The organism is Peptoniphilus sp. DNF00840 (assembly GCF_001553125.1).
In the GTDB taxonomy this organism is placed as follows: Bacteria; Bacillota; Clostridia; order Tissierellales; family Peptoniphilaceae; genus Peptoniphilus_A; species Peptoniphilus_A vaginalis.
Genome location: NZ_KQ960199.1, coordinates 88,752 through 102,135, shown reverse-complemented (window position 1 = coordinate 102,135; position 13,384 = coordinate 88,752). Strand labels below are relative to the sequence as shown.

The following is a 13,384-nucleotide window of genomic DNA, read 5'->3' as shown; positions in this document are numbered from 1 at the left end:
CTTCCTTTCTTACACTATTTATGGTACTAAAAATCACGGTAAAATATTTCTACCGTGATCTTTTTTTATTTGTCTACAATATACTTTATCTCTGAAATTAAATCATCATCGGATAAGAGTGCAAGACTTTCTTGGTCGCCAAGCTTTCCATAGAAGGTATAGTGAAATTTATTTGTGTCCCTATCTCTTTCTGAGTTGTACATATAAATTGCATCTTCCCCGTCTTTTTTGTGAAACTTAATTAATAAACTTTTATAACCTGGGATTGAAGCATAGGAATATCCCTGGTCCACTACTTGTAAATTTTCCAAGAGACTTATTATTTCCCCTAACTTTTCTTCATTATCCTTAGAAGAAAAAATTTCTCTAGTAGTCATCTTTTCTTCGTCAGTAACTACTTCCACAGATAGGTCTTGAAACTTATAAGTTTCTCCAGTGGAAAATTTTATCTCATGACTTTGGTCCTTCTTACAAGCTGTGAGAAAAATTAAGACTAGAAACAAATAAAATATTTTTTTAAATTTCATATCACACCTACTTTGACAACTTGTTTATTATGGTGTTGATCTCTTCGATTTTCTCGTCAATTTCTTCCTGGCTCTTGGAGTAGGAATCCTTGACGCACCCCCTTAGGTGGGCTGTCAGGACATCCTTATTGATGTTTTTAAGGATGGAGATTGATGCCATGAGTTGGTTGGAGACGTCTAGGCAATACCTGTCCTCTTCAACCATTTTTATCAAGCCATCAATTTGTCCTCTGACAGTTTTTAACTTCCTAAGTTGGACTTCCTTGTCTGCTCTCATTTTTCTATTTTTGCAGAAAAGCCAGCATCTTCAACTGCCTTAACAAGGACTTGGTCTGCAAGGTCCTTGTCAAGTTCTACCCTTGCCTTCTTGTCTTCTAGGCTTACGTCAGCTTCTCTCACTCCGTCAAGATCTTCAAGAGCCTTCCTTACTGATGCCTTGCAGTGGTTACAAGACATTCCTTCAACATTTAAAATCTTTTCCATATTATCTTCTCCTTTATTTTTAACAATTTTATAACCTGCTTCTTCAATGGCATTTTTTATTTCTTCTGGGCTTAGACCTTGGTCTATAAATTCTACAGAAGAGTTTTCGTGGTTTGCCACTGCATTTTTTGCTTTGCCAGTTTTTTCTAGGGCATCAGCAACTCTCTTTTCGCAGTGGCCACACATCATGCCTTCTACTTCTATTCTAGTAATTTTTTCACTTTTTTCCAAATCTTTTTGCTTATCTACCTTTTCTTTTTCTCTTGCAGAATTTGATTCTTCCAAGGATCTTTTCACGCCCCTTGGTTTAAATCTTCTTAACCTCAAGGCATTGTTGACAACAAAGACCGATGACATACTCATGGCAAAGGCTGCAAACATTGGGGAAAGTTTAATCCCAAAAGCTGGGAACAAGAGTCCTGCAGCTATGGGAATTCCAATTGTGTTGTAGAAAAATGCCCAGAATAAATTTTCCTTGATGTTCTTTATTGTTGCCTTAGAAAGTTCAAGGGCAGAAACAACATCTAAGAGGTCAGACCTCATGAGGACCACGTCTGATGATTCAATTGCCACATCTGTCCCATGACCTATTGCCATGCCTATGTCTGCCTTGGCAAGGGATGGGGCATCGTTGATTCCGTCACCAATCATAAGGACCTTCTTGCCAGATTTTTGAATCTTGTCAATTTCCTTATTTTTATCTTGAGGTAAAAGACCTGCAAGGGTTTCGTCAACTCCAATTTCCCCAGCGATTGCTTCTGCAGTTTTTTCATTATCTCCAGTTAGCATAATGATTTTCTTGCCCATGTCCCTTAGAAGCTTAATTGCATCCTTTGATGACTTCTTAGGCAAGTCCTTGACAGAGATTATTCCCATTACTTCCCTGTCATTGGCAAAGTACATAGAAGTCTTGCCTTGACGAGCAAGTTCCTCTGCCTTGGTCCTAAAGTTCTTTAGGTCAATTTTTTCTTCAAGCATGTATTCAAGATTTCCAGCAAGATACTTCTTACCAGCGACCTCTCCATTTAGGCCCCTGCCACTAACTGAATTAAAGTTAGTGATTTCTCCTAAGTTTATGTTTTTTTCTTCTGCGTAATTTAATATTGCAAAAGCCAGTGGGTGTTGAGAATTTTTTTCTAGTGACCCAGCAATTTTTAAAAACTCATCTTGGTCTAGGTCTGTCACAATATCTGTTAGGATTGGCTTTCCTTCCGTAATAGTCCCAGTCTTATCCATTACGATGACATCAATCTTGTGGAGGTTTTCCAAGACTTCTGCATTCTTAAAGAGAAGTCCAAAGTCGGCAGACTTTCCTGTTGCCACCATTATTGAAACTGGTGTTGCAAGTCCTAAGGCACAAGGACAAGAAATAACTAGGACTGAGATGGCAAAGTTAAGGGCATTTTCAAATCCATAACCAAGAGCCATCCAAATGCCAAAAGTTGCTGCAGCAATAATTAAAACTGTTGGCACAAAGATACCGGCAATTTTATCTGCAAGCTTAGCAATAGGAGCCTTGGACTGGTTGGCCTCGTCAACCAACTTTATAATTTGTGAGATAGTTGTGTCTTCGCCGACCTTTTCTGCCTGAAACTTAAAAGATCCCGTTGTGTTAATGGAAGCCGAGATTACCCTGTCGCCCACAGACTTTTGAACTGGAATAGACTCGCCAGTTACTGCCGATTCATCAAGGGATGATGCACCTTCAATAACCTTGCCGTCAACTGCCACAGACTCGCCAGGCCTTACAAGTAAAATATCTCCCACTCTTACATCTTCTATGTTTTTTACGACTTCCTTGCCGTCTTCAAGGACAGTTGCCATCTTTGGGGCAAGGTCCATTAACTTTTCAAGAGATGACCTGGTCTTGTTCTTGGACTTTTCTTCCAAGTATTTCCCCACAGTTATAAGGGTCAAAATCATAGCTGAGGACTCAAAGTAGAGGTTGTCTTTGTAGGCATCTACAAGTCCCATGTCACCATGACCAAAGCCATAAGCCATCATGTAGATGGCAAAGATTCCGTAGACAAGAGCTGCCAAAGACCCAATGGCAACAAGGCTGTCCATGTTAGGCGCCCTGTTCTTGAGACCCTTGAAGCCAGAGATGTAAAAAGCTCTGTTGATGTAGACAACTGGAAGAGCCAAGAGAAATTGCGAGAAGGCAAAAATTATTGCCCCTTCCCTTCTATGAAAGATCCCTGGAGTTGGCAGGTGGACCATGTGACCCATGGCAATATACATTAGGATCAGCATAAAGATGCTAGAAGATATTAGCCTATTCTTAAGAGCTCTCTCCCTGTCATCCACTGGCTTGTCTTGAGATTTCGTTTTCTCTCCAGCTGGGCTTGCTCCATAGCCAATTTTTTCCACAGCTCTTATAATTTCATCGTCATTTATTTTATTTTCATCGAAATTTACCTTCATTGAGTTGGTCATGAGGTTGACGTTGGCAGTGCTTACGCCATCAAGCCTTTCAACAGCCTTGGTTACATTGGCAACACAGGTAGAACAAGTCATCCCCCTGACATCAAATTTCTTTTCCATATTACCTCCCATACCCCCCTAGGGGTGTACTTTGATTTTATCTTAACACTGGTAGAAATTTTTTACAAGTTTTTGATAAGACCTCTTAATATCTTTAAAAAATCGCATAATTTTTATAAATTTTATGCGTATTAATAATTTTTTACGGGAAAAATTTTGATAAATAAAAAAGCTTATGTTGCAGAATAGATGATTCTACTCTGCAACATAAGCCCCGATATTTATCTCTTTGCACCTTTGTTATGGTCTTTCTTGTTTGACTTAGTTTTTTCTCTCCCAGAGATAAGTCATTGGAATTATTAACCTTGCGAAAAATACTAAATCATTCCTGCTTTTTCAAAATGTTTCTTCAATAGTTTCTTAGAAACTACTGCTCCAATCAATCCGCAAATGGCTATTACAATAAGCATTATTACTGTAGTCATAGGAGAAATAATTTTAGTTAATGTTCCTAAATATTCACTCCCAAACATTTTTTCATAAGCTTTAAGTGTTTGATCTGCATAGAAAAGAAAGGGTACATACATTCCACCAAAACCAGAAAGGACACAAAATATCATATATCCAATTGTTAATCCTTTATAATTACCAGTTCCCTTTGTTCTCGCAATCAAGGTGGCTATGATTCCAGCAACTATACAACTGATTATATATGGCGGATAAAAGCCTATAATGCTTGTCAATGTACAAAATAATAAAATCATCCATGGATTTTTCGTTTTTGCTGGAACTAAAAAATAAGCAATTGCTCCAATAATTGACCAGATTGGAACAGCTAATAACATTGTATATGGCGATACAAACAGAAAAGATAATACTCTGTATAAAACCTGTGAGCATAAGACCATTAGTGCTGTAATAATTAAATCTTTAATTTGAAATTTCTTTTTTTCCTCCATAATCATTCTCCTTTTTTTAAATATTTTTTATTTTCATAATGATAATAGTTAGATAAAATGCCACCATTATTACTAACAATAACGTATCAAGCATACGAAATTTGACTTCTGTATAACTAGTTTTTTTACACGAAACTCCAAGTCCTCGTGTCTCAACAGATGCCGACAACTCAGTTGCAGTACATAACATTCGCATTAACATAGGAATCAACATCATTTCATAAACTTTAAAGGGGTGTTTTAAAAATCCAAAGAAAGAAATATCAATTCCTCTCGTCTTAATTCCCTGCTTTATATAAATAATATCCTGTTTTAGAGTGGGAAAAAATCTTAATATAACAGCTAATGGAATGTTTATATAATATGGGATTTTCATATTTTGCAAGGAGGCTAATACTTCAGATATTTCACTTGTTCTAATCATATTTATAGCTGCAAGTGCCAATGTTATAAAACATAGGACAAAATAGTGTATTGTAGTTGAAATAAATAATGGACTTATATCCGCTGCCAAAAACAACACTGTATATAAAGCTAAAAATTTAAAACAAGTTTTGTATATGCCGCTTATCATTCCATATGCAAATACTGACAAAAAAAGTAGAATCTCATACTTTTTACCAGTCAAAGTAAATACTAAAACTCCTATAATTAAAACTTGTAACAACTTAATTCTTGGATCATATCTTACTCCATTTTGTTTGCAAGATTTGTGCATTCTTCATATCCCTCACTCTGTAGTAAAAATCTTTTTATTGTTTCAAACTCACCACTTTTCTTTAAACTGTTCCCTTTGCTAACAGTATTGTTTTCTATAAAAACTGCTTTAGTTGCTACTCTACTTAAAAACTCTAAATCATGAGAAATAACAAAAATCAGTATTCCTTTTTTACGAAGAGTGTTCATGGCTTCAGATACGATTTTCATATTCTCATAATCTAGTCCACTAGTCGGCTCATCAAAAATCATAATTTTTTTATTTGAAGCTATTGCAGCCGCAATAGTAACTCGCTGCTTTTGCCCTCCTGATAAACTTTGCGGATGTCTATTTCTGAATGATGAGATATTCAACAAACTCATCGCATTTTCTATTTTCTCATCATTTTTCTTAATACTCTTAATGCTATCCATAGAACTGAGCATTAACTCAGAAACAACAGAATCGGAGTACAGTTGATAGTCTGCATCTTGCATCACAAAATATACACTTTTATATAACTCCTTTTGCTTCGTAAGTTTACCTTCAATAAAAAATTGTCCACTTCTTGCTTTTAATAATCCTGACATTATTTTTCCTAATGTCGTTTTGCCACTTCCGTTGTGTCCAACTATAGCTACTGTTTCACCAAAATTCCCTTCTAAATTACAATTGCTCAAAACAGAATGATTTACATCATAGGAAAAAGATAAATTTTCCACTTTAAAATCTGCGCTTTGCTTATTAACAATAAGATTATCCTTTAGTTCATATTTAATATTACTTAACTTAAATGTTCGAAGTTTTAATGCCCTAATATCTGAATCATGCAGGTTTTCAATATCATTTTTCTCTAATTCTCTATGAATTTTTCCATCCTTCATTATCAAGCATTTATCTACCAAATTTTTTAAGTAGAACAATCTATGCTCTGAAACAATTACTGTATATCCCTGTTTCTTTAAGCTTTCCATCATTTTCTTTAAGTTAAGAATTGAAGAAATATCTAAATTTGCAGATGGCTCGTCAAAAACATAAATCTTTGGATTCAAAGCTTTTGCAGCTATAATAGCTATCTTCTGTTTTTCACCACTAGATAAAGAAAACATATCCCTATCCATAAGACTTTCTGCTTCAAAATCGTGAAATGCACAATTCACTCTATCTATCATTTCATTTCTATCTATCCCATAATTTTCAAGAGCAAATGCCACTTCATTGGTACTATTCGTTGTAAAAAATTGACTTCGTGGATTTTGAAATATAGATGCAATATTTTTACCCAGCTCTCCGGGAGTGATGGTTTTTATATTATTTCCTATTACTTTTACACTTCCAGTTAAACTCCCTTCAAAGAAATGAGGAATCAAGCCATTTATCAATCTTGTAACAGTTGTTTTCCCTGAACCAGATTGACCAGTAAGCAATACAAATTCTCCTTCTTTAATTTTAAGATTTATATTCTTTAGACACCCTTCTGTTTGTGTCCCGTAATTGAAACTTACATTGTCAAACTCAATAACTACATCTCTCATTTCATCACCTATATTTGCCAACCAATAGATTTTTTTCTAATTTCGATGAAATGTTTATATACTCCATCTTGACTAATTAGTTCCTTATGATTCCCTTCTTGTACAATTTCCCCTTTATCAATAACAATAATTTGATCTGCTCCTCTTACCGTAGATAATCTATGTGCAATGCTAATGAGAGTTTTATTTTTTGTTAACTCATTAATTGCACTAATTAACATATACTCGTTTTCAGGATCTACGCTTGATGTTGCCTCATCAAGTATAATAATTGGAGCATCCTTAAGAATTGCTCGTGCAATTGAAATTCTCTGTTTTTCTCCTCCGGATAATGTTGATCCGCCTTCACCAACAACAGTATCGTACCCATCACTAAGACTTGTTATAAAATCGTGGCAACAAGCTTTCTTACAAGCCTCAACCACCTCATCATGTGTTGCGTTTGGATTCCCGAATTTTATATTGTTTTCAATAGTATCATTGAATAAATAAACCTTCTGAAATACCATGCTGATATTTTGTAATAGACTTTCAGAAGTAAAGTCCTTAACATTATGTCCTCCAATAAATACTTCACCTTTATTAACATCCCAAAATCTTGCTATAATATTACAAAGGGTTGTCTTTCCAGAACCTGAAGCACCCACAATAGCCAAACTGCTATTCGACTTTATCTTCAAATTTATATTCTTCAAAATCTCTTTTTTGCCATATCCAAAACAAACATCTTTCAATTCAATATCATAGGAATTCAAGGCAATTTCTTTTCCGCCCTCATCAAGCGAAGGTATATCTGAAACATATTCCAGCCTATTAAGTTGTGTTGCAAGCATCCTACTTAAAAAAGCTCCATCACTGACCAACTCCAATTCCAAAAAAATCAGAAAGGCAGATACTATAAACATCAGTGCATATGAAAGTGGAATTTGTGAATTCATATATAAAACCGTAGCAACAAACACTAAGGCACAACTTGCTACCTTGAAAATCATTTCATATAATTTCATTAAATAAGCTGAACCTTCATTGACCTCTATATCAACTTCGCATTTCCTCATAAAAGCTTTTTCAACTTTATTTTTTCCATCAGTTCCTTTTTTAAAAGAACGAAGTACTGAAATTCCTCTAATATACTCAATTGCATCAGTAACAAGCATTTCTTGTGAGTCTTGCATTATAGGAGAATATTTTTCGGTTTTCTTTGCGATTAATTTAAGAACAACTATTCCAAGGATTATCGCAATTAAAGACACCATCCCTACCGGGAAACAAAAGATTAATAACATGATTGTCATAGTTAGAGCTTGGAAAAATCCACCAACAATAAAGTTCATCGCAAGCATCGCCATAGCTTCTAAGTCGGAAATAGTTGTCGTTAGAACAGCTTGAATTGTCCCTAAGTTTTTTTCTGAAAAATATCCCATGGGAGCTTTTTTTAATTTTTCCCCTATCTCAATTCTTTTATCCTTGAAAATTTCATAACCTGATGCACTTAATTTTCTATCACAAAGATATTGAAAAATAAATCTGCCGAATATACTCACAGCTACAATCGCTGTCGCCTGCATAATAATAGTCATATTCAGCTGTTCAAGATTAATCATAATCAGTAAAACCGCCAACAGCATCAAGGAAACGAATAATGATTTTAATCCACTAAATATAAGACCAAGAATTACATTTTTTTTATACTTTCCTGATATTTTTAATATACGTTTTACAATGCTAATCATTTACAACGCCTCCTTTTCGTTATCTAATCCGCCTACATAATTTTTCCACAAGGAAGCATATACTCCATCTTTTTTCACAAGATTTTCATGAGTTCCATTCTCTACAATTTCCCCATCTTTCATAACAAGGATTGTATCAGCATTTGTAATAGTAGAGAGTCTGTGAGCAACCACTATCAGAGTCTTTCCCTCAATGAGTTTGTTGATTGCACTTTGAATGAGATATTCATTTTCTGGATCTGCAAATGCAGTTGCTTCATCTAAAATTATTACCTTAGATTGTTTTAACATTGCTCTTGCAATCGTAATTCTTTGCCTTTCCCCACCAGACAAAGAACCTCCTGCATCACCGACTTTTGTGTTATATCCATTTTCAAGTTCCATAATAAAGTCATGGCAAGATGCAGCTTTAGCAGCCTCAATAACCTCATCATCACTTGCAGTTGGTTTCCCCATTTTTATATTTTCTTTTATACTTGTATTAAACAAGAAATTGTCTTGAGCAACATAGCTTATCTCATTTGTTAGCTGTTCAAATGGAATTTCGGGTATTTTCTTTCCACCGTAATAGATACTTCCATTGGACGGATCCCAAAAACCAGCCATAAGTTTTGCTATTGTAGATTTTCCAGAACCTGAATTTCCTACCAATGCGGTTACTGTATTTGGTTTTAATTCAAAGTTTATATTTTTTAGCACAAGTTCCTTATCATATGCAAATGAAACATTTTCAAAACGATAGAGAGTGTCATCAAAGATTACCTTCTCTTTTGGTCTTTTAAGTTCCTCTTTAGATAGAAATTCCTCTATTGCGTCTAAACTTGCCTTAACCATGTTGAATTGCTCAGAATATTTACCGATTTTCATTAAATGTGCAATAAAACCAATAGGCAGTATAATGCACACAATAAAGCTTGATAACGATATTTTTGAATTCATATACAGATATGCACCAATCGGCAAAGTTCCTAAAAGTGTGGATGGCATAACTGCTTGAACAAATGCTGACCATAACCAACTTTGCTTCCACCAGGCAAGTGTACTATCACGAAAGAAGTTAATTGCGTTCGTAAATTTTTCATAAGAAGAAGCACTGTGGTTAAAAGCTTTTATGACCTCAATCCCATTAATATATTCAACCAAAGTACTATTCATATTATTTTGAGCTGTGGTATATGTTTTGCTTCTAAACTCAAAATCCTTCATCATACCTATATATCCAAGCATTCCTAAAGGAATTGTAAGTAGCGAAGCCAATCCCATCCTATAGTCCAAAGCAAAAATCAAAACCAAAAATAAAATAGGAGATACTATACTTGATGTTATCTCCGGCATAAAATGAGCCATTGAATCTTCCAGCTTAGACACTGTATCTACAATTAAATTTTTAAATTTACCTATAGGAGTATCTATCATTACACCCATAGGTACTCTTAGCATTTTTTCAGCTACTAAACTTCGTATATTTTTTAAAATATGAAATGTTGCTTTGTGTGAGGTTATTGTTGAATATAAAGTAAAAATACCTTTTAAAATTTGTCCACACAAAGCTATAAGTGTTAAACACAATACAGTTCTAAATGACACTTCAGATTGATATATTTTTTCTATCAATTTTGCTATTGCTAAAAAAGGAATCATTCCAAACACTTCACCTATGGTCGCTAACAAAATTGATTTGTATAATTGTTTTTTCTCGCCATCAGCGTATTTAAGCAACTCTGAAATGGCATTTTTATTGTTACCTTTCAAGAAAATACCCCCTACAAACAGATGATCAATTAGTTATAACTAACCCTTTGAAAAAATTTATTTGTTGTTTTTCCTCAATAAGCCTTGCCAACCATAATATTGAAAAACAACAATGCTTCTAATATATTCGCTAACATTATCATATGGTATATCATGAAGAACACACTCGCATAGAGATGTAATATAGCCTTTTGTAATGACATGTACTTCAAACTCTTTAATTTCTGTGTTAATTTGCTCTTGTTTAGCGTTGAAAAGAATCAACTTGATATTTTTAGCTGTATATCTTTCAGTAATATCCTCAATAAAGTTTTCTACTTGCGTACCTTTGCTACACTCAAAAATCAGCTTAAAGTTATCAAAGTGTGCATACATATAATCAACAAATTGCATTGTTTCTAAAAATAAATTTTCTATAATAGCTTCATCATCGACTAAATCAGAGTCTGTCATAATAGTTTTATGTTCGCTCCTTTTTTCAACATCAGAAACAACATCTAATGTGTGATTATATACCTCTTCAATTAGAGCAAAAAATAAGGCTTCCTTATTTTTGAAATGACGATAAATAGCTCCTGTAGTTACTTTCGCTAATTTAGCAATTTCAACTACCTGTGCATTTTCAAATCCTTTGCTTAAAAATTCCCTTTTAGCACATTCTAGAATTCTATTTCTTGTTATATCCGAGCAATAAGACATCTAACTTTCACCTCTTATTTTCTTTTTGATAAATGTTTTATCTTCGATAATTATATTATCATTTTTTTTGATTTTTTGTCAATATATCACCACTTCTATAAATTATCATCTGAACCCTTTACAAGTACCCCACCCTTTTCAAAAAATTTGATTTCTCCTGTTGTTTGCCGCTTGCTTTACGTTTCAAATGATTTTGATGAAGTCTGTCTTTTTTCTCATTGATTTTTAGTTCTTGTCTTAATCGTTCTTCTTCAGTTAATTCTTCCTTTGACAGTTCATAATTTTCGATAAAGTTGTAAATGATAAACTAAAAGTGGTCCAATAATCGATTAATTCTAATCGAAAAATGGTCCACTTGTTTTAGTTTATTCTCCGTATGTAAAATATAGATACGAGAGGTATGTGAGGTGATTAATTTAATGGACAAGCATGCAATAATAAGACTTAAAAACAAGTATATTCAAATAGAGAGGCTGCGAAGATTCTTAAGATTAACAGAAAGACAGTGGTTAAATATTGGAATGAGTACAAGGATAATGTAAAAAAATTAGATAATCCTAACTTAGATAGGGCCTCGATCCAAGAAAAATAGCAAAGGCTCCTTCCTACAATTCTTCTAACAGTAAGAAAGTTAAATATACAAAGGATCTTGATGACTATCTAGATGAGATCCTAGCTATGGAAAAAAGGAATAATATAAAGTCGGTTTCGGAACAATAAAAAATGGCCTAGCAAAAGCTAAACCATTTCACTTCTTATTATTAAATTTTAAAAATTTATAAATCCCAAGACCTTACATCTTAAATAGAATTTCGTTTTCTATATAGATATGTCTTCTCATATCCTCGTCAAGTTCTCCCATAAGCTTGTTGAGTTCCTTGATTTCTGGCTCTTCTGCATTCATCTTGTAGTCACGAGTTAGGTATTTGATCCTGTCAAAGAGTCCAATAGTCTTTTCGTGTTCTGCAAGTAGGTTTTCAAAGTCAACCTTCTTGCCTGCAAGTGCATCCTTGAATTCATATTCTTCTTCACTGGCAAAGTGAGAAATAAGTTCTGCCTTGATAAGAAGAAGGACTTCATAGATTACAAAGAGTTGTTCTCCTCTTTCCCTGTAATATTTTTTGATTGCTCCCCTAAAGATTTCGTCGATTTTTTCTGTTGTAGCAAGCTCTTTTGGGTGAATTTCTTCTACAATGTAATGGATTATCTCTTCCTTAGACATCTTTCTAAGCCTATCCATATCCTTGAAGTCAGCTTGACCTTCAACTTTTTTTATAAATAGGTCGTAGTCTTCCCCTAGAGACTTTAAGGCATCTTCAAGGCTTTCCATAGCTATAAAGTCGTATTCTCCTCCAAGCTTTTGAATTTCCTTTAAGACTTTTGGGTTTTCCATTACCGCAGCTTCAACTGTCATATTTCTTTCTAACATACTTCCTCCTAATTATTTATAGAGTTTAAAAAACCTCTTACTTCCTCTTCACTTGTCCTGTAATTTGTCACAAGCCTAATAATGGACTCCTTGGCATTTTCTATTTCAAAAATATTTTCTTTTTTCAATTTTTCAATTTCTTCTGGGTTTGATTTTATAAAAACTTGATTGGACTCGCCAAAGACTGGGTCCCTTCCCAGATCTCTTAGACCGTCAACAAGCATTCTTGACATGTCATAGGCCCTCTTGGCATTTTCATAATAAAGTCCATCTTGGAATAAGACCTTGAAGGATAGACCAATTAAGAAGGACTTTGCCATCATGGCTCCCCTTTGTTTTAAGTAATATCTAAAATCCCTTTTCAAATTTTCATCTAAAATTACCAGGGCTTCACCGAAGATTGCCCCGTTTTTTGTTCCACCAATGGAAAAGATGTGAGAATACTTGGCGTAGTCAGCTAAGCTACTAGAATTTGCAGCCATGGCATGGGCAATTCTCGCTCCGTCAATATAAAGATATAAATTCTTTTCCTGACAAACTTCAAAAATTTCTCTGATTTCATCTATGGAATAGACTGTTCCCACTTCAGTAGTTTGAGAAATGTAGACAACTTTTATCTTTACGTCAATTTCTCCTGGCTGGTCATCTATAAATTGTCTAATTTCATCAGCTCTTAACTTGCCATCAGATGTCTCTAGAGTCACAACCTTGTGGCCTGTGGCTTCGATAGACCCAGTCTCATGGTGGGTTATGTGGCCTGTTGATGCAGATAAAACTCCTTCATAGGGTCTAAGACCAAAGGTCGTCGCCAAAATATTTGTTGCAGTCCCCCCAGACACAAATTCAATATCTGCTTCCCTTTCAATTTCTCTTAAAATTAAATCTCTAGCTTCCTTGGAAATTTCATCAGTCCCATAACCAGAAAGCTTTTTATCAAAAATCTTCTCTATCTCTTGATAGATTTCCTTGGATCCAAAATCACTGTAATCATTTCTAAAATTATTCATAAGCCACCTCACCCTTTTATTACCCCTTATTATATAATATATGTAATTTTTTACCAAATAGGGTACAATAGGAAATGAG

General features: G+C 34.3%; 11 protein-coding genes and 1 pseudogene. All 12 read right to left on the bottom strand.

Going from position 1 to position 13,384, the window contains the following annotated elements:
- Positions 1–65: 65 nt before the first annotated feature.
- Positions 66–527, bottom strand: coding sequence for a hypothetical protein (locus HMPREF1864_RS03300; protein ID WP_062571424.1), 462 nt, complete (start codon positions 525–527; stop codon positions 66–68).
- A gap of 7 nt (positions 528–534) precedes the next feature.
- Positions 535–804: a metal-sensing transcriptional repressor gene (locus HMPREF1864_RS03295; protein ID WP_005955077.1), complete on the bottom strand. Its 270-nt coding sequence runs from the start codon at positions 802–804 to the stop codon at positions 535–537.
- Positions 801–3,554, bottom strand: a complete 2,754-nt coding sequence (locus HMPREF1864_RS03290; RefSeq protein ID WP_062571423.1) for a heavy metal translocating P-type ATPase — start codon at positions 3,552–3,554, stop codon at positions 801–803. Before HMPREF1864_RS03290 ends, HMPREF1864_RS03295 begins: the two co-directional genes overlap by 4 nt.
- 317 nt (positions 3,555–3,871) lie before the next feature.
- Positions 3,872–4,453 (bottom strand): MptD family putative ECF transporter S component, encoded by a 582-nt coding sequence (locus tag HMPREF1864_RS03285; RefSeq protein ID WP_062571422.1) that lies wholly within the window; start codon positions 4,451–4,453, stop codon positions 3,872–3,874.
- Positions 4,454–4,469: 16 nt separating this feature from the next.
- Positions 4,470–5,171, bottom strand: a complete 702-nt coding sequence (locus HMPREF1864_RS03280; protein ID WP_062571421.1) for an energy-coupling factor transporter transmembrane component T family protein — start codon at positions 5,169–5,171, stop codon at positions 4,470–4,472.
- Positions 5,141–6,685 (bottom strand): ABC transporter ATP-binding protein, encoded by a 1,545-nt coding sequence (locus HMPREF1864_RS03275; RefSeq protein WP_062571420.1) that lies wholly within the window; start codon positions 6,683–6,685, stop codon positions 5,141–5,143. The genes HMPREF1864_RS03280 and HMPREF1864_RS03275 overlap by 31 nt, the downstream gene beginning before the upstream one ends.
- Positions 6,686–6,693: 8 nt before the next feature.
- The gene (locus HMPREF1864_RS03270) at positions 6,694–8,418 is read right to left on the bottom strand and encodes an ABC transporter ATP-binding protein (protein WP_062571419.1); all 1,725 of its coding nucleotides are present in this window, start codon (positions 8,416–8,418) and stop codon (positions 6,694–6,696) included.
- Positions 8,419–10,170, bottom strand: coding sequence for an ABC transporter ATP-binding protein (locus HMPREF1864_RS03265; protein WP_062571418.1), 1,752 nt, complete (start codon positions 10,168–10,170; stop codon positions 8,419–8,421).
- A 57-nt stretch (positions 10,171–10,227) separates the two neighbouring features.
- Positions 10,228–10,869: a TetR/AcrR family transcriptional regulator gene (locus tag HMPREF1864_RS03260; protein WP_062571417.1), complete on the bottom strand. Its 642-nt coding sequence runs from the start codon at positions 10,867–10,869 to the stop codon at positions 10,228–10,230.
- Positions 10,870–10,987: 118 nt separating this feature from the next.
- Positions 10,988–11,173 (bottom strand): annotated as a pseudogene (locus tag HMPREF1864_RS08810) (hypothetical protein); the annotation flags it as partial.
- Positions 11,174–11,662: 489 nt separating this feature from the next.
- A complete protein-coding gene (locus HMPREF1864_RS03255) occupies positions 11,663–12,298 on the bottom strand; it encodes a hemerythrin domain-containing protein (RefSeq protein WP_062571416.1) in 636 nt (211 codons plus the stop codon).
- A gap of 8 nt (positions 12,299–12,306) precedes the next feature.
- Positions 12,307–13,305, bottom strand: a complete 999-nt coding sequence (locus HMPREF1864_RS03250; protein WP_062571415.1) for a threonine aldolase family protein — start codon at positions 13,303–13,305, stop codon at positions 12,307–12,309.
- Between the last annotated feature and the right edge of the window lie 79 nt (positions 13,306–13,384).